This is a genomic window from Bradyrhizobium ganzhouense (assembly GCF_049949285.1).
GTDB lineage: Bacteria > Pseudomonadota > Alphaproteobacteria > Rhizobiales > Xanthobacteraceae > Bradyrhizobium > Bradyrhizobium ganzhouense.
In genome coordinates this window covers 5482751-5499912 of the sequence record NZ_CP181318.1, presented here as the reverse complement: position 1 = coordinate 5499912, position 17162 = coordinate 5482751, and the positions used below count along the sequence as shown (strand labels likewise).

The 17162-nt window shown below is 64.0% G+C and carries 17 protein-coding genes; 10 read left to right on the top strand and 7 right to left on the bottom strand.

Annotated features, from left to right (window positions below):
* The first annotated feature begins 24 nt into the window (after positions 1–24).
* From ACLFLU_RS25290 to ACLFLU_RS25280, 3 genes are read left to right on the top strand one after another with little or no spacing between them, the layout of a single operon-like run.
* Positions 25–1326, top strand: coding sequence for a glycoside hydrolase family 130 protein (locus ACLFLU_RS25290; protein WP_426407532.1), 1302 nt, complete (start codon positions 25–27; stop codon positions 1324–1326).
* Between the two features lie 59 nt (positions 1327–1385).
* Positions 1386–1628 carry a hypothetical protein gene (locus ACLFLU_RS25285; RefSeq protein WP_426407531.1) on the top strand — a complete coding sequence of 81 codons (243 nt, stop codon included), beginning with the start codon at positions 1386–1388 and terminating at the stop codon, positions 1626–1628.
* A gap of 41 nt (positions 1629–1669) precedes the next feature.
* Positions 1670–1864 (top strand): hypothetical protein, encoded by a 195-nt coding sequence (locus ACLFLU_RS25280; RefSeq protein WP_426407530.1) that lies wholly within the window; start codon positions 1670–1672, stop codon positions 1862–1864.
* A gap of 42 nt (positions 1865–1906) precedes the next feature.
* Here ACLFLU_RS25280 and ACLFLU_RS25275 read toward each other — a convergent pair whose 3' ends face one another.
* On the bottom strand, positions 1907–2923 hold the full coding sequence (locus ACLFLU_RS25275; RefSeq protein WP_426407529.1) for a TRAP transporter substrate-binding protein: 1017 nt from the start codon (positions 2921–2923) through the stop codon (positions 1907–1909).
* Positions 2924–3079: 156 nt separating this feature from the next.
* Between ACLFLU_RS25275 and ACLFLU_RS25270 the strand changes: the two genes are divergently transcribed.
* The 4 genes from ACLFLU_RS25270 (at position 3080) to tsaA (ending at position 5696) form a co-directional block, all read left to right on the top strand.
* A complete protein-coding gene (locus ACLFLU_RS25270; RefSeq protein ID WP_426407528.1) occupies positions 3080–3985 on the top strand; it encodes a transglycosylase SLT domain-containing protein in 906 nt (301 codons plus the stop codon).
* A gap of 99 nt (positions 3986–4084) precedes the next feature.
* Positions 4085–4825: an AzlC family ABC transporter permease gene (locus ACLFLU_RS25265; protein ID WP_283052126.1), complete on the top strand. Its 741-nt coding sequence runs from the start codon at positions 4085–4087 to the stop codon at positions 4823–4825.
* Positions 4822–5172, top strand: a complete 351-nt coding sequence (locus tag ACLFLU_RS25260; RefSeq protein ID WP_334522232.1) for an AzlD domain-containing protein — start codon at positions 4822–4824, stop codon at positions 5170–5172. The genes ACLFLU_RS25265 and ACLFLU_RS25260 overlap by 4 nt, the downstream gene beginning before the upstream one ends.
* Positions 5173–5204: 32 nt before the next feature.
* Positions 5205–5696 (top strand): tRNA (N6-threonylcarbamoyladenosine(37)-N6)-methyltransferase TrmO, encoded by a 492-nt coding sequence (gene tsaA, locus ACLFLU_RS25255; protein WP_426407527.1) that lies wholly within the window; start codon positions 5205–5207, stop codon positions 5694–5696.
* Between the two features lie 3 nt (positions 5697–5699).
* Here tsaA and ACLFLU_RS25250 read toward each other — a convergent pair whose 3' ends face one another.
* The 4 genes from ACLFLU_RS25250 to ACLFLU_RS25235 form a co-directional block, all read right to left on the bottom strand.
* Positions 5700–6125 (bottom strand): HIT domain-containing protein, encoded by a 426-nt coding sequence (locus ACLFLU_RS25250; protein WP_426407526.1) that lies wholly within the window; start codon positions 6123–6125, stop codon positions 5700–5702.
* A 64-nt stretch (positions 6126–6189) separates the two neighbouring features.
* The gene (locus tag ACLFLU_RS25245; protein ID WP_426407525.1) at positions 6190–7431 is read right to left on the bottom strand and encodes a GNAT family N-acetyltransferase; all 1242 of its coding nucleotides are present in this window, start codon (positions 7429–7431) and stop codon (positions 6190–6192) included.
* A 54-nt stretch (positions 7432–7485) separates the two neighbouring features.
* Positions 7486–8232 carry a glycerophosphodiester phosphodiesterase gene (locus tag ACLFLU_RS25240; RefSeq protein WP_426407524.1) on the bottom strand — a complete coding sequence of 249 codons (747 nt, stop codon included), beginning with the start codon at positions 8230–8232 and terminating at the stop codon, positions 7486–7488.
* 5 nt (positions 8233–8237) lie between these two features.
* Positions 8238–8705 carry a RidA family protein gene (locus ACLFLU_RS25235; RefSeq protein ID WP_426407523.1) on the bottom strand — a complete coding sequence of 156 codons (468 nt, stop codon included), beginning with the start codon at positions 8703–8705 and terminating at the stop codon, positions 8238–8240.
* Between the two features lie 253 nt (positions 8706–8958).
* Between ACLFLU_RS25235 and ACLFLU_RS25230 the strand changes: the two genes are divergently transcribed.
* Entirely contained in the window at positions 8959–9804 is an 846-nt protein-coding gene (locus tag ACLFLU_RS25230) for a cell envelope integrity EipB family protein (RefSeq protein ID WP_426407522.1), read from the top strand.
* Between the two features lie 119 nt (positions 9805–9923).
* Here ACLFLU_RS25230 and ACLFLU_RS25225 read toward each other — a convergent pair whose 3' ends face one another.
* Positions 9924–11663 carry a hypothetical protein gene (locus ACLFLU_RS25225; RefSeq protein WP_426407521.1) on the bottom strand — a complete coding sequence of 580 codons (1740 nt, stop codon included), beginning with the start codon at positions 11661–11663 and terminating at the stop codon, positions 9924–9926.
* Positions 11664–11683: 20 nt separating this feature from the next.
* A complete protein-coding gene (locus ACLFLU_RS25220; protein ID WP_426407520.1) occupies positions 11684–12991 on the bottom strand; it encodes an autotransporter strand-loop-strand O-heptosyltransferase in 1308 nt (435 codons plus the stop codon).
* Positions 12992–13555: 564 nt separating this feature from the next.
* On the opposite strand from ACLFLU_RS25220, the gene ACLFLU_RS25215 reads away from it, so the two are divergent.
* Both ACLFLU_RS25215 and ACLFLU_RS25210 read left to right on the top strand, forming a co-directional pair.
* On the top strand, positions 13556–15691 hold the full coding sequence (locus ACLFLU_RS25215; RefSeq protein ID WP_426407519.1) for a type I secretion system permease/ATPase: 2136 nt from the start codon (positions 13556–13558) through the stop codon (positions 15689–15691).
* Positions 15678–17111, top strand: a complete 1434-nt coding sequence (locus tag ACLFLU_RS25210; protein WP_426407518.1) for an HlyD family type I secretion periplasmic adaptor subunit — start codon at positions 15678–15680, stop codon at positions 17109–17111. The genes ACLFLU_RS25215 and ACLFLU_RS25210 overlap by 14 nt, the downstream gene beginning before the upstream one ends.
* Positions 17112–17162: the final 51 nt, after the last annotated feature.

Sequence of the window (17162 nt, the reverse complement as noted above, 5' to 3'; positions counted from 1 at the left end):
TTCATTCAGCAAGCCGAGGATGCCGTGTCACAAGTTTCTTTCCTGAACCGGCAGGGGCTCCATCTGCGCCCCGATCCAGCGCGAGTCATCGTGCGGCCATTCAAGCCGGCAACCGAACCCCGCGACCTGAACCCGACCGACAAGATGCGTGCAAATCATATCGTCGACCGGGTTCTGGCGCTCAGTTCGGAAGCCGTCGCGGTTCAGCTTGCGGATGTCCTCGACAATTTCCAGGGTCGACATCGTAATCTTTTGGAGAGGTTCGAGACCCGCGCGGATGAAATGGAGGATGCGTTCGCAACGCATGGCGTCTTCTCAAAGACGCAGCGTCAGCTGGTCGGCGCCTATTTTCTCAGTGAGTATTCGTTCGAAGCATCTGCCTTGTTCAATCCCAGCATCATCCCGCACCCCGATCAATCGGGGGCACCGAAGGGAGGCTTGCGCTTCATCCTCAGTCTCCGAGCCATCGGCGAGGGGCATGTGTCGTCACTGACGTTTCGAACCGGAACGATTGCGGCTGACGGAAGCCTGGCCGTCGACCCGACGGCGCGCCTTGCCTCGGTCCCCCGGATCACCCATCGCGTATCCGGGCCGGACGGCGACCGTGTGGAATTGATGTTCAGGCCTGAGGAAGACCTCAGCGAGCGGGTCATCTTTCCCATTACCGAATCCCAATCGAACGGCATCGAGGATGCGCGCTTTGTCAAATTCAGCGACGGCGATCGGGAGACCTACTACGCGACCTATACGGCTTACAGCGGACGCGCGATCCGGTCGGAATTGATCGAGACCAGCGATTTCATGTCGTTTCGGCTAACGCCTTTGCGGGGGGCTGCGGCACTCAACAAGGGCATGGCGCTGTTCCCACGCAAGATCGGCGGCAGCTATGCCATGATCGCGCGACAGGACAATGAGAACCTGTACCTGCTCTATTCGGACGACCTCTACACGTGGGAAGGCGGCGGGGTCCCCCTTCTGAAGCCGCAATTTCCCTGGGAGTTCGTCCAGATCGGTAATTGTGGGTCGCCGATCGAACTCGACGAAGGTTGGTTGCTGCTGACGCACGGCGTCGGTCCGATCCGCAAATACTCGATCGGAGCCGCGCTGCTCGACAAGCGCGACCCGTCCAAGGTGCTGGCACGTTCGGTCGAGCCGCTGTTGCGACCTGAACCGTCCGAGCGCGAAGGGTATGTCCCCAACGTCGTCTATACCTGCGGTGCGATGAGGCACAATGACCAGATCGTCTTGCCATATGCCGTGTCGGACACCTTCTCCAGTTTCGCAACGATCAAAATTTTCGCGCTCATCGAAGCGATGCGCGGCTGAGCGCGGCTTTCACGGTCGTTGACGTCAACTCCGTTTGCCAACAGGTCAGAGGTGCCGTCATGGTCCGAGAAACAACCTACGTCGTGCAGGCGTTCAATGCCGGCAGGGGCGGAAATCTGAAGGCCGACTCTCCCATCGTCTGCAAGTCGCAAAGCGGTGCGCTGCGGACGGCGGAGAGACTGGCCTTGAGCAAGCTCGGCGTCGTCGCGTTCTCGTCCAGCGGCGATCCCGAAATGGGTGACTATGACGATGAGCCTACGGTGTTCTTCCGAAAGGGCGAGCTTCCGGCGGGCTTCGACTGAATCCCCGGTCGCGGTCGAAAAATATTGGCAGAGGATCCGAGATGAACGAGCGACTTGAAACATTGAAGAAGGCCCGTAATCGCATGATCGAGGACAGAGACCAGCATGCGAAGGTGCTGGCCGCTCCCTTTGATCGTGACAAGGCCGAGCGGGCCCGAAACAAATTCGTCGAACTTCAAACGCTGATTGATGCCCTGGATCGCGCAATCAGCACAGAAAACCCCGTCTCGGCATAGGACCGAAGCGAGCGAAAGACGGGACTTGCGGGCGTGGCTCGCTTATTGCTGCTTCGCCCATTCGACGATCGCGGCGGCATCCGCGCCCGCCTGCGCTTCCCAGGCGGCGATCGTGGCCGTTGCGGCCGAGCGCAGCGCCGCGACGAGCGATGGTGGCGCGGGCTCGGCGATTTTGACGCCGTTGTCGCGCATGCGCGCATAATTCTCGGTCGTGCGGTGGGCCAGCAGCGCGAGCTGGCTTTGCTCGGTCTCGGCTGCGGCTGCCAGCACCTCGCGCTGCATCGGCTCGGGTAGCGCGGCAAATGCCTCGGTGCGGACGAAAGCGATCGAGACCGGCATTGCGTAGTTGATGGCCGTGAAATAGGGCAGGAAGTCCCACAGCTTGCGTCCCGCTCCGCCGTCGCCGGAGGTGAGGAACGCGTTCAGTTGATGCTCCTTCAGGCCGGCAAGCGCCTTGTCCATCGGCAGGAACTGCGCGTTGGCGCCGGCCGCCTTCATCACCTCGCTGGAATTGGCATCGTAAGCGCGCAAATTGAGTGTCGGCAGATCGTCGGCGCCCGCAAGCGCGCGATCCGACCATAGGCCCGTGGCCGGCCAGATCGTCAGATAGAGCAGCTTGAGGCCGCGGGCGGCGAGGGCCTTTTCGTAAAGCGGGCGTGCGCGCACATTGGCGGCGCGAGCGACGTCGACCGATTGCACCAGGAAGGGTAGCGTCGAGAGACCGAGCACGGGGTCGAGGCCCGAGAGCGCGCCCGCAAAGGCGTCGCCGCCGGCGATCCGGCCGTCCAGCGCCGCGCGCGGCATCTCGCCCGAGCTGATCTTTAGCTGATTGTCGAAGGCGTTGGTCACGGTCACGAAACCGTTTGTGCGAGCGGCCACGTGATCGGCGAAAGTGTTGAGCCCGATCCCGGATATGTTGTTCTCGGGATATTCGGTGGTCATCCGCCAGTTCACTTGCGCCATGGCTGGCGCGGCGGACAGGATCAATAATGCGAGGGCAAGGATCGCGCGGATCCCTTTGGCGGGGGTGCGCATTGGGAGAAGCAGCTCAGGCGGCATTTGTTGGCAACTCATCGAACCATGGCACGACGCCACGATATGGCAGATCATCTTGTTGCATGCCGCGCCCGCGTGCGCCACGGGGATACTTGGGCACGGCCGACGCGAATCGCATCACGCATCATCCCCGTATTGCTCGTGTCCGCGACACAGGCGATGGCTTGGGACAGCTCACCCGCAAAGACCAACGTCGCCGTCCCCAGCGTCGAGGAGCTTGCGATGCCGCCGGAAAAGCCGGCGGATGGCCGCGAGAGCGACACGCGGGAATCGATTTGCCTGATCGTGGAGGCGGCCGCGCGCGATGCCAGTCTGCCGCTCGAATTCTTTGCCCGCGTGATCTGGCAGGAGAGCCGCTTCCAGGCCGATGCGGTGGGCCCGATGACCCGCAGCGGCGAGCATGCGCAGGGGATCGCGCAGTTCATGCCGGGCACCGCGAGCGAGCGCGGGCTTCTCAATCCCTTCAATCCGGTGCAGGCCCTGCCGAAATCGGCCGAGTTCTTGAACGAGCTGCGCAACCAGTTCGGCAATCTCGGCCTGGCCGCTGCCGCCTACAATGCCGGACCGCGGCGGGTGCAGGAATGGCTCGCCGGCACCGGTGGCATGCCGGAGCAGACCCGCAACTACGTCTATGCCATCACCGGCGCGACGGTTGACGCATGGGCCAAGGCCGGCAGCACCGGCAAGGGGCCGCCCAGCTCGCCGCCGACGAGCTGTCGCGACCTGATGGCGCTGTTGAAGCGCGCGCCGAACCCGTTCGTTGCCGAGCTCGAGCAGCATGTCGAGCTCGCCGCCGCCAAGATCTGGGGCGTTCAGCTCGCCGCCGGCTTCGATCGCAACAAGGCGCTGGCGATGTACTCCCGCGCCGTCACGCGCCTCAGCGCCGTGATCGGCGAGCGCGATCCCAGTCTGCTCTCCTCGGTGGTGCGCAGCCGCGGTTCGCATACCTTCTACCAGGTGCGTATCGGCACCGACACGCGCCCGGAGGCCGACGATCTCTGCAACCGCATCCGAAAAGCGGGCGGCGCCTGCTTCGTGCTGAAGAACCGGGGCGTGAGCGGGTAGGGAGCACGCGCATGCCAGCCCCGCCGCGTGCTTCCTTGACGCGGCCGCCCGCATTGCCCGTTATGCGGCCACGATTCTGCAACCTCAGCCGGCCGTTCCGTGGCGCTTCCTCCGCTCGATTCCCCTCAATGGCAAAGTCCGTGGCGCGCCTTCACCTGGGGGCTGCGCTCGATCACGCAGACGATCCTCACGCTCGTCCTGTTCGCGACCTATCTCGGCATCGGCGCGCTCGCCCATGACAGCCATTTCAGCCTGGTCTGGGCGCTTTGCTCGACATTGTTCGTCTGGGCCGGGCCGGCGCAGATCATCTTGATCACCACGCTCGGCTCGGGCGCGACCGTCATCCAGTCGGCGATCGCGGTCACCGTCAGCGCCATCCGGCTGTTTCCGATGGTGGTCTCGGTGCTGCCGTTGATGCGCACGCCGACGACCAAGCGGCGTGAGCTGTTCTTCGCGGCGCATCTGACGGCCGTGACGCTGTGGGTCGAATGCCATCGCTTCCTGCCGCAGGTGCCGCGCGAGCGGCGCATCGCCTTCGTCAACGGACTTGGCTTCGGTCTGGTCTCGGTGTGTCTGACCGCCAACACGATCGGCTATTTCCTCGCCGCCAACCTCACTCAGACATTGGGCGCCGCGATCCTGCTGCTGACGCCGTTGTCCTTCCTGTTCTCGACCGCGCGCAACAGCCGCGAGGTCGCCGATGTCGTCGCGCTGGCGCTTGGGGTTCTGCTCTATCCGCTGGCCGCGAAGATGAACTCCGGCCTCGATATCCTCGTCAGTGGCCTTGCGGCGGGCACGATCGCTTATGGCGTGCACTGGTGGCGGGAGGTGCGCGCATGAGCGCCGCGCAACTCATCGGCGACTGGCAGGCGCTGGTCGTGCTGTTCGTCGCCGGCGTCATCCCCAACCAGATATGGCGCATGCTGGGCCTGTGGTTCGGCGGCGGCATCGACGAGGGCTCGGAGCTGCTGGTCTGGGTGAGGGCGGTCGCGACCGCGATCCTGGCCGGCGTCATCGCCCAGATCGTCGTCGAGCCCCCCGGCGCGCTCGCCAGCGTGCCGGACGGCCTGCGCTATGGCGCGGTCGGCGCCGGCCTCGTCGTGTTCCTGCTGACCCGCCGCTCGATCTTTGCGGGCGTTGTCGCCGGCGAGGTCTTCATGCTGGCCGGCAAGTGGTGGTTGGGCTAAAACCACCTCCGAACAGCCAAGGAACTGGAAATATGGTTCGCGAAAACGAACTCCGCGAGGGCGAGGTCGCCATCGAGCTGCCGTCGACGGAGGATGCCGGCCTCGTCTTCATCGGCCGCATCCGCACGCCCTGGACCTCGCGGCTGGAGACGCCGCGCCAGGGCCGCGCCGACGGCCCGGTGTGTCGCCTCGAGATCTTCGAGCCCTTCCTGCCCGCGATCAAGGGCGTCGATTTCTACAGCAATCTCGAAGTGCTCTACTGGCTCGACAAGTCGCGCCGCGACATCGTGCTGCAGAGCCCGAAGAACAACGAGAAGACCCGCGGCACGTTTTCGCTGCGCTCGCCGGTCCGGCCCAATCCGATCGGCACCTCGATCGTGAAGCTCGTCGGCATCGTGGGCGGCACGATCCTGGTGCGCGGCCTCGATTGCCTCGACAACACGCCGCTGATCGACATCAAGCCCGATCGGTGCGAGTTTACGCCGCTGGCCGCACCGCAGCCGGGGGATTTCCAGACGGAATAACGGTCAGCCCTTCAACGCGGCGATCAGCTTGGTCGCATTCTCCTCCAGCACCTTGACGTCTTCCTTGCGGCTCGCGGGCGGCAGCATCGCGACGCCGTCATGGCGCGGCATCACGTGCATGTGGAGATGAAACACCACCTGTCCGCCGGCGGGCTCGTTGAACTGCTGTATGGTGATGCCGTCGGCCTTGAACGCTTTCATCGCGGCAGCTGCGATCTTGTGCGCACCACGGGCGACGTGGGCATAGTCATCGGGCTTGATGTCGAGGATGTTGCGGGCGGGCGCCTTCGGGATCACCAGCGTGTGGCCGGGCACCCGCGGCATGATGTCGAGGAAGGCGAAGACGTGCTCGTCCTCATAGACCTTATGGCAGGGAAACTCGCCGCGCAGGATCTTTGCGAAGATGTTGTTCGGGTCATAGGCGGTCATGGCGGCGGCTCCCAGGAATTTTGAGCTTGGTTTTGCGCTTACTGTCACCAGCGATGGCAAACCGTCAAGGCGCCTCGCCGATGCCTTTCCGGAACGGGCCGAGCTCGGCGAGCTCGCGTCCGGCCTCGGCGACATAGGCGCGCTCGCGCTTGAGGTATTCGTCGATGGCGCGGCGCAGGCCGGGATCGGCGATGAAGTGCGCGGAGTGCGTGGTCCGCGGCAGGTAGCCGCGCGCGATCTTGTGCTCGCCCTGCGCGCCGGCCTCGACATAGGTGAGACCGCGCTTGATGGCGAAATCGATCGCCTGGTAGTAGCAGACCTCGAAATGCAGGAACGGATGATGCTCGACCGCGCCCCAGTTGCGGCCGAACAGCGTGTCCGAACCGATGAAGTTGATCGCGCCTGCGATCCAGCGGTCGTTGCGGCGGGCCATCACCAGGAGCACATCATCGCTCATGGTCTCGCCGATCAGCGAGAAGAATTCGCGCGTGAGGTAGGGCCGGCCCCATTTGCGCGAGCCGGTCTCCATGTAGAACGCGAAGAAGGCGTCCCAGGCATCCTCGGTGATGTCGCTGCCCGTGAGCCAGTGGATCGTGATCCCTGCGGCGAGCGCGTCGCGCCGCTCGCGCTTGATTGATTTGCGATGGCGCGAGTTCAGCGTCGCCAGGAAATCGTCGAAGGTGGCAAAGCCCTCGTTGCGCCAGTGGAACTGCTGGTCGGTGCGCTGGAGGAAGCCGTGCTGGGCGAGCAGCTTCCACTCGGCCTCGCGGGCGAAGGTGACGTGGACCGAGGAGGCCTTGCTGACGCCGCACAGCGCCACCAGCCCGCTCGCCAAGGCCTCCGTGATGCGATCACGATCGACACCGTCACGGACCAGCAACCGCGGTCCGGTCGCCGGCGTGAAGGGAACCGAAACCTGGAGCTTTGGGTAATAGCGTCCGCCGGCGCGCTCATAGGCGTCGGCCCAGCCGCGGTCGAAGACGTATTCTCCCTGAGAATGCGATTTCAGATAACAAGGCACGATTCCGGCGACGCGGCCGTCGATCTTGGCCACGAGATGCCGCGGCCCCCAACCGGTGCGGATGGTCGCCGAACCCGATTTCTCGACGGCGGAGAGAAACGCATGCGAGACGAACGGGTTATAGGAGGGTTTTAACAGGCCGGCAGAATCGCCTGGGAGCCCGGATGAGGTTCCCGCGCCATGCCCATTGCAGGCCTTGCCGGGATTGGCGCAGGCGTTCCAATCCGCAGGCGAGACTTCGCCAATGGACGGTACAGCCTCGAGCGTGATGTCGGATGATGCCATTGCGCCCAAGATCGTGCATTGCAGCAGCGACTTCAAGAGGGCGGGAACTCAAGCCTACGGCACGAATCCCTCAAAAATCATCTGGTCCGCACATTGCCCGACCCGCGTCCGCTGCTCCGGCGTGCGCACGGTCCAGCCGAGCAGGGCGCAACCAAATACGTTGCGGGCGACCCAAGGGGCGGGCGCCGGCAGGTGGTCGACCTTGAAGGCGACGAAATGCGGCTGGGTCTGGAAGCCATGGCGAAGATACAGCATGCTATCGCGCTGCTGCGGCGTCAGGTAGGCCCAGTACTCGTCCTCATAGCTCCGCTGCGCGACGATGCCGCGCGGGCGGGAGGGCAGCAGCTCGCGCAGCGCCAGCACCTGGTCGGGGTCGAAGGACATCCCGACCGCTTGCCCCTGATAGGACGCCAGCACCTCGGCCATCCGCTTCACCAGCTTGCGGTCGCCGTCAAAATGACTCTTCACCTCGATCACCAGCGGCACGCGGCCGGCGACCATGGCGCAGAGGTCACTGAGCGACATCATCCGCTCAGGTGTATCCCTGAACTTGATGGCCTTCAGCTCGGCTGCAGTCTTCGCGACCACCGGGCCGCTGGCTTCGGTGAGGCGGCCGAGCGCATGGTCGTGGTGCACCATGGCCTCGCCGTCGGCGGAAAGCTGGATGTCGACCTCGATCGAGAAATTGCCCGCAACCGCCGCCTGCACCGCGCCCGGCATGTTCTCGACGAAGCCGCGCGAGATGTCATGCAGGCCGCGATGGGCGACCGGCCGCGCTGTCAGCCAATCCGGAGCACGCATCGATGTCAGGCGACCTCGAACACGCCTTCGACCTCGACCGCCGCATCCGCGGGCAGCGAGGCGACGCCGACGGTGGTACGGGCGTGGCGGCCCTTGTCACCGAAGGCCGCGACCATCAGGTCGGAGGCGCCGTTGAGAACCTTCGGCCCGTCCACGAAGTCCGGCGCCGAGTTGATGAAACCGCCGAGGCGCACCACGCGTACGACCTTGTCGAGGTCGCCAAGCGCCGCCTTGACCTGCGCGAGCAGGTTGACGGCACAGCCACGCGCGGCCGCAGCACCTTCCTCGAGCGAGACGCCCGCGCCCAGCTTGCCCTTGGCGATCAGCTTGCCGTCGGGAGCGAAGCAGACCTGGCCGGAGACGAACAGCAGATTGCCGGTGCGTACGAACGGCACGTAATTGGCGACGGGGGTGGGGGCGTCGTGCAGCTTGATGCCCTGTTCCGCCAGTTTTTGCTCGACCGTGCCCGCCATGTCTCGACCTCGATGTCTGGAAAATCATCCGCTCCGGCGCGTCTGGTGACCGCCGGGCGCGCCCTGTTTCGCCCATCATGCCGCCACATGCAAGCAAGCCGATAGGGCGGTCGGGCGCGGGGTGGACTGCATTTTCATGAGGCAGCTCAGGAGATTCAACGGAGAGGCGCAACTTTACGTGAAACCGCCGCAGTTGCGACGCAATGGAACGGTCATTAAAGTGTCGAATCTGCGCGTCCCCCAAGGAACAGACATGGTGCACCTTTTCCGGACTTCACTCGGTGTGATGGCGCTCGCGGCGGCCACTGTAGGCGCCGGTGGCGGCGCGCATGCAGCGAACGGTCCGTTCCTCGCGCACCAGGCGCTCTACGATCTCAGTCTCGTCAAATCGCGTTCCAATTCCATCAACAGCGCGCGCGGCCGCATTCTCTACAATTTCGCCGGGAGCAGCTGCGAGGGCTATACGTCCGAATTCCGCCAGGTCTCCGAGCTCGACAGCGGCGAAGGCAAGATTACGCTCAGCGATCTCCGCTCCAATTCCTGGGAGGACGCCACAGGAAAAAGCTACCGTTTCAAGATCGAGACGCGGATGAACGAGACCGAGGCCGGCCTGGTCGACGGCTCGGCTGAGCGCGACGGCGACCACATCAACGTCAAGCTGAAGTTGCCTGCACCGAAAAATTTCACCCTCGACGGCAAGATCGTGTTTCCGACCGAGCAGATCCAGCACATCATTGCCGCCGCCAAGGACGGCAAATCGCTGTTGGAGCTCTCCGTCTATGACGGCTCCGACGACGGCCAGAAGGTCTACAACACGCTGACCGTGATCGGTCAGCCGATCCCCGACGACCGCACCGCCTCGCCCGATCCGTCGACGTCGGACGAGCACATGAAATCGCTGAAGCGCTGGCCGGTGACCGTCAGCTATTTCGATCGCGACGTTCAGCAGAAGGAAGGCGAGCAGACGCCGGTCTATGCGATGTCGTTCGAGCTCTACGAAAACGGCGTCTCCCGCCAGCTCGTGCTCGACTACAACGACTTTGTCATTTCCGGTGCGATGGGCAAGTTCGACGTCAAGGACAGCAAACCCTGCAATTGAGCGCCGGGGCTCGGCGCGCCCACCGGTCCAAGAGCCAGAAGAAAAGGGCGCTGCCTCCGAGGCGGCGCCCTTGATGTTTCAGGACAGGCGGAGCCGGGGCTCCGCCACCTGCGTCATCATCAGGCCGCCAGTGCGTTGGGGGCCAGGCTCGCCGACGCCACCGCCGTATGCTCGGTGATCATCAAGCCGCCATGTCCGTCCGACGCGAGCGCAAAGTTCGCAGCCGAGTACTGGCCCAGCAGGAACAGCGAGGCCGAATTGACTCCATCGCCGAGGGTTAGCGTGCCGCCCGTGTTGCCGGGTTCGGCCGCATAGCCAAGCGTCGTCCCCGCGCCAAAAGCGATGTCCCGGAGGTCGATGACGTCGGTGTCGCCGAACCCGGTGATCTGGCCCGAGAACAGGTTGGAGCTGTCGAGCTGAAGCGTGCCGCCTGCACCCTGGAAGCTGACGTCGACCGCTGCACCACCCGCAGCAACGTGCTCGACGCCGCCCGCGATGATCGTGCCGTTGGCGATGCCGCTGTTCACCAATTCGACGCCACCGCTACTAACGATCGTGCCGTTGGTGATGCCGCCCGACACGGTCTGAAGACCGCCACTGCTCACGACCACGTTGTTGGCCACGCCCATGACGTTCTCCTTGCCGTGATTTCCGATCACCGTGCCGTCGACGACGCCATAGATGTACTCGGTGCCTCCGTTGTTGGTCGTGTTGTCCGCCGTGCCGTAGACGAACTGATATCCGGCGCTGATGACCATATTGGTCGCCAGGCCTCCGATCTGGATCATGGCGTAGGCGCCGGTCAGGACAGTCGCTCCGTTCGAGATGCCGCCGGTGTCGACGACCTCGTAACCGCCGGAATTCACGGTCGTGTTCGTCGAGGTCGCCCCCGCGCTGACGATCTCATAGCCGCCACGGTTGACCGTGGTCCCGAACGAGCTTCCGCCCGCGCTGACGAACTCGTAGCCACCGCTGTTGACGATCGTCCCGCTCGTCACGCCGCCCGAGGTTACGACTTCGTAGCCGCCGCGGTTGACCACCGTGGCGAGCGCCGTGCCGTAGATCTCCACCTGCTGCGTCGCGCCGGTCAGGGTCGTGCCGCTTACGACGCCGCCACCGAGCACGGTCTGCGTGCCGCCGGTCATCACCGTGTTGTTGGCGATGCCGTCCCAGACGATCTGGGATCCGCCGCTCATATGCGTGCCGGCCGCAGTGCCTCCGGCCAGCACATATTCAAAGCCGCCGCTCATGGTGGTGTTGCTGGCGACACCGCCGCTGCCGATGAATTGCCACCCGCTCGTCATGGTCGTGTCGAACGCGGTGCCGACGACGTCTTCCTGGCCACCGGCGATCGTCGTGGCGCTCACGATCGCGCCGCCATAGACGGCCTGGTAGATGCCGTTGCCGAGCGTCGAGCCGCTGGCTACGCCGCCGGAATAGACCCATTGGGCGCCGGTGCTCAGATTGGTGCCCGTCGCGATGCCGCCGTTGTAGACGGCCTGAACACCGTCGCCAGTGGTGCCGCTGGCCACGCCGCCGGAATAGACGTTCTGGCTGGCGCCGTCCAAGGTGGTGCCGATCGCCTTACCGCCGTTCAAGATGTTCATGACGGCGCCACCGGCGATCGTCGCATTGATGTCGGTGCCGAACACGTTTTCGATGGCGAGGCCGCCGAGGAAGGAGTCAACGGCAGTCCCGCCGGAGTCCACCACCAGCAGACCGCCGCCATTGACGACCGTCCCATTGGCCGTGCCGCCGGCGTTGATTTCGAGCGTGCCGTTCCAAAGGACCAAAGTCCCGTCGGCGGTCGACCCGGAGCCGACATCCAAGGTATCGCCGGGTTGCACTGTATCAGTCATCGCATTTCTCCTGGTAAAATTCACTGTGTGCTATGTCCGTTTCGCGTCCCGAAGCCCGGGATGTTCTCGATCGTGCGTTTGACTTGGTCGAAGGTGATCAGCCGCGTGCATTCGAATTGCCGCGGGGTATCCTTGTGGCGCGGGCACCACAGGAAGTCTTTGTGGTCGAACCTGTGAACAGGATCGTTCCAGCAGGAATTGCAGGCGTGGTAGTTGACGACGCGATGAGGCGTCGCGAACTCATTGGTCGGATGCGTGAAGCCGCTGATGAGCACGACCGGCGTTCCGGTTGCCCAGGCGAGCCACGACAGTCCGCTCGACAGGCCGATGAAGAAGTCCGCGTGCCTGACCCAGCGCGCGCGCTCCTGAAGCGGGCGGTCGCCGGTCTCATCTTCGGCGCCGTGCGGAATGTGGTTCCAGACCAATCCTGAGCCGTGAACCGGCTTCTGGTCGATGCAGATCACCCGGTAGCCGGCCTGTTTCAGGAAGCGAACGGTGTCGCGCCAGCCATGCGGGTTATTCCAGTACTTGCATTGCGTCGTGCTCTGCACGGCGATGCAGACATAGGGCTCGGCGATGGGAGGCGTGTCCTCAGCCAGCGCGATGCGCGGCGGCTGCTCGGCCGGGTCGACGCCCAGGATGTAGCCTGCGGTGCGATGCAGGCCGATATGGCGGAAGTCGCAGGGTTGAAACACCCGGTCCTGATCGTCGAAGAACAGTCCGATATTGTATGTCGCGTAGTAGCGGCGCGGATCGACCTCGCCGTGCGCCAGGAGTGTGATCTCTGGATACGCCTTGCGGAAGAGCGGAATGACCTTTTCGGACATTGTGCAGGTCAGGCGACAACCGTGCAGGGCGCGAAACCTGTCCGCGTATGGAAACCATCCGATGGTGTCGCCGAGTGTCACCTCGGGAAGCTGAATCAGGACATCGCGGTCGGCCGCGGAATAGTCGTGCGCGAGCACGATCTCGTCGTTGATCCAGATCTGGAGGCGGATGCGCACGAAGTAGCGCTTGGTCGAATTGATGCGGCCTGACTTGATCTCGGTTTCGAACAGAACGTTACCGCTGTCGATATCGCTCAGCCGGACCCGGTAGGGGCCATCGGCTTCGGGCAGCCGGACCCGGCAGCCGTCGTTGAAGTCGAAACGAATCCCGCGCGGACCGGACTGGGTCGGCATGTCGGCCGGAGGATGGAAGGGCAGCTTGTCCGGCGCGACAGACGATGTCCGCGTGGACGGCGACGCGGCATTGACCGGTCCGGGCTCCGATGGCCGGGACGAGCCGTTTGCATCAGGCGCAGAAGTCGGGACGTGGGCAATATTCATCGGTGAACGGTCGGCAAAATGGATTTCGTCTGATGATTTGGCGCGGAATTGGATGCTGTTGACGCTGTCGTCGGCCGGAGTTGGTCAAGGCGAGTGGGCGATTATTACGATGTACGCATCATATTTGTTATCATAACACGGCGAGTAACATTTTATTCCTCGCAATTCGATGTGATGTTACTCGCATCGACGCGTCCGATCGCCACACGGATTGCCGCCAGACGATGGTCTCGCGACGTCGCGATGGATCGGCGAAAATGAATCCGGCTGGTCCCGAGCAATGGGGCGGGATAGGTCCTATTTCGTAGGCTCGATTGCACTGCAAGCTTGGTGAAGGAGCGAAATGACGCCATCCCGCGCTAGCAAAGAGTCCTCAAGAAGGGTCGTTCAGCTGAAATCTGCTTTCGCATATGAGTCGCATTTCCCGTCTATAACATAGATTGTTATTATATCATACCAATTTGGGCGCCCCCTGCTGCGTCGTGCCTGATGAGGATGTATGGAGCAGATAATGGGCTCGTTGGGATCTCCCTGCAATGATGCTGGCATTTGGCCGGGCTGCGCATGACTGAAGCTGCGGCCCAAGCGCCCGGCGACCCCGGCCTTCACGCGATCATTGCCATGTTGAGCCTGAATGGCGTGGGGGCGAGCGCGGACCAGGTCCGCCATCAATTCGGCGCCCAAATTGGCGTTACCGAGATCCTGCGTTGCGCAAAGGGCTTTGGCCTCAAAGCGAAGACGGTCTCCACGAATTGGGAGCGGCTCGCCGGGATTCCGATGCCATGCATCGGGGTCTTGCGTGACGGTGGATTTCTCCTGCTCGGCAAGGCCGGGGACGACAAGATCATCGTCCAGGTCCCGGATGCATCGAAGCCGATCATGATGACCCGGGCCGAGTTCGAGGCCGCCTGGGACGGCCGGGCCATCCTGATTGCGAAGCGGGCGCTCCTGACTGATCTTACCCGGCGTTTCGACATCACCTGGTTCCTCGGCGCGATTCAGAAGTACCAGCGGCTGCTCGGCGAGGTCCTGATCGCGTCGCTGTTTCTCCAGCTGTTCGCGCTCGTCTCGCCGTTGTTGTTCCAGGTCGTGATCGACAAGGTGCTGGTCCATCGCAGCATGACCACGCTGGACGTCCTCGTGACCGGGCTGATTGCGATCGCGCTCTTTGAGACGATCCTCGGCGCGCTGCGGACGTATCTGTTTTCGCACACCACCAATCGCATCGACGTCGAACTGGGCGCGCGGCTGTTTCGGCACCTTCTGGCGCTTCCGATCGGTTATTTCCGGGCGCGGCGCGTCGGCGATTCCGTCGCGCGGGTGCGCGAACTGGAGAACATCCGCAATTTCATTACCAGCTCCGCATTGACGATCGTGATCGACCTGTTCTTCACGGTCGTCTTCATCGCCGTGATGTGGGTCTATTCGCCGCTGCTGACGATGGTGACGCTGGCGTCGTTTCCGTTTTATATCGCCATCTCCGCCGGCGTCAGTCCCGCCTTTCGCGGGCGGCTCGACGAGAAGTTTCAGCGCGGCGCGGAGAACCAGGCGTTCCTGGTCGAATGCGTCACGGGTGTCGAGACCCTGAAGGCGATGGCGCTCGAGCCGCAGATGCAGCGGCGCTGGGAAGAGCAGCTCGCAAGCTACGTGGCCGCGAGCTTCCGCGTCATCAGCCTCGGCAACACCGCAAGCCAGGCCATCCAGTTCGTCAGCAAGGTCGCGACCGCCGCCATCCTCTATTTCGGTGCACGGCTGGTGATCGCGGGTGATTTGACCGTGGGCGAGCTCGTCGCGTTCAATCTGCTGGCCGGCCGCGTCAGCGCTCCGGTCCTCCGTCTTGCGCAGATCTGGCAGGATTTCCACCAGGCGCGCTTGTCGGTTCAGCGCCTAGGCGACATCCTGAACACGGCGGCCGAGCCGGTCTACACCCCGGGGCGGGCGGCGTTGCCCGCGATCCGCGGTGACATCAAATTCGAGCACGTCACTTTTCGCTACCGCATCGACGGCCCGGAGATCCTCAGCGACGTCAGTCTGAGCGTGCCCGCGGGGCAGTTCGTCGGTGTGGTCGGCACGTCGGGGTCCGGAAAGAGCACGCTCGCCAAGCTCATCCAGCGGCTCTACGTCCCCGAGAGCGGGCGTGTGCTGGTGGACGGCACCGATCTGGCGATGGTCGATCCGACCTGGCTGCGCCGGCAGATCGGAATCGTGTTGCAGGAGAACATCCTGTTCAACCGCACGGTCCGCGACAACATCGCGCTTGCCGATCCCGCGATGTCGATCGAGCGCGTGATCGAAGCCGCAAAGCTTGCGGGCGCGCACGATTTCATCCTCGAGCTTCCCGAGGGGTACGACACGGTCGTCGGCGAGCAGGGCAGCACGCTCTCGGGCGGGCAGCGGCAGCGGATCGCAATCGCCCGGGCACTGGTCACCAATCCGCGCATCCTGATCCTCGATGAGGCAACGAGCGCGCTCGACTACGAGAGCGAGCGGATCGTGCAGCAGAACATGATTCAGATCGCCAAGGGCCGCACCGTCTTCGTGATCGCGCATCGCCTCTCCACGCTGCGCATGGCTCACCGCATCATCACGATGGATCGGGGCCGCCTGATCGAGGACGGCACCCACGAGGAACTGGTCAAGACCGGCGGGCGATACGCCACGCTATTCCGGCTTCAGGCAGGGCTGCATGAAATCAGCTAGCAAAGTCGTGCAGTTTCCGGCCAACAAGCCGCCAGCGAGAAGCAGGGACGAGATCGCCTTTCTGCCGGCGGCGCTGGAGATTGTTGAGACGCCGCCCAATCCGGTCGGTCGCGCCGTCAGCGCCACGATCGCTGCGGCTTTCTCGGTCGCGATCGTCTGGGCGTGCCTCGGGACCGTCGATATCGTCGCAGTGGCACCGGGGAAGGTGATCCCGAGTGGCCGCACCAAGGTCATCCAGCCGTTCGAGACGAGCGTGGTGCGCGCCATCCTGGTCGCCGATGGCCAGACAGTGCGGGCAGGGGATGTGCTGGTCGATCTCGACTCGACGATGAACGAGGCCGAGCTCGGCCATCTCAAGAGCGATCTCGTCGGCGCGCAGCTCGAGGTGGCACGGTTGCGCGCGGCTCTTGCCGACGGCCCCGATCCGCTCGCCGGATTCCATCCGCCGCAAGCCGCTCCCGCCGAGCTGGTGCAGGTCCAGCGGCGATTTCTGGCGAGCCAGACCGCGGAGCAGAACGCCAAGCTGGCGTCGATCGAGCATCAGGTCGCGCAGAAGGAGGCCGAGCGGGCGACGATCACGGCGACGATCGGCAAGCTGGAGGCGACGATCCCGCTGCTTCAGCAGCGGGTCGATATGCGCAAGCAATTGTTCGACAAGGAGCTGGGATCAAAGCTGCTTTATCTGCAGGAGCTGCAGGACCTGGTCGGCCAGCAGCAGGAGCTTGTCGTTCAACGAAGCCGATACAAGGAGGCCGATGCGGCGCTCGCTGCGCTGGTCGAGACCTCCACCAAGACGACGGCTGAGTATCAACGTTCGCTGTCGGATGACCTCGCCAAGGCCGAGCAGAAGGCCGTGGGCCTCACGCAGGACGTCGTGAAGGCCGAGCAGAGGCGGAGCTTTCAGCGGCTGACCGCGCCGGTCGACGGCGTCATCCAGCAGCTTGCGATCCATACCGTCGGCGGCGTCGTCACGCCTGCGCAGGCGCTGATGGTGGTCGTGCCGCTGGAGAGCCGGCTGGAAATCGAGGCGATGCTGTCGAACCGCGACATCGGCTTCATCGAGGTCGGCCAGGACGCGGCGATCAAGGTCGATACCTTCAATTTCACCCGCTACGGCTTGCTGGACGGCAAGGTCACGAGCGTGTCGCATGATGCGATCACCCGCGACAAGCCCGTGGACAAGAACGGCGCGAGTCCGCCGAACGCGGAGCAGGACAGCAGCGAGCCCAAGGGGCAGGAGCTGGTCTATTCGGCCAGGATATCGCCTGAAAGGGACCGAATGCTGATCGATGACAAATACGTCAATCTCTCGCCGGGGATGGCGGTGAGCATCGAGATCAAGACGGGGACCCGGAGCATCATCAGCTATCTGCTGTCGCCGCTTGCGCGCTATCGGCATGAGAGCATGCGGGAGAGATAGCGGCGTTGGCGCAGGGCGCGTTTCCGGGTAGGCTCACACCCGATTAAAGAA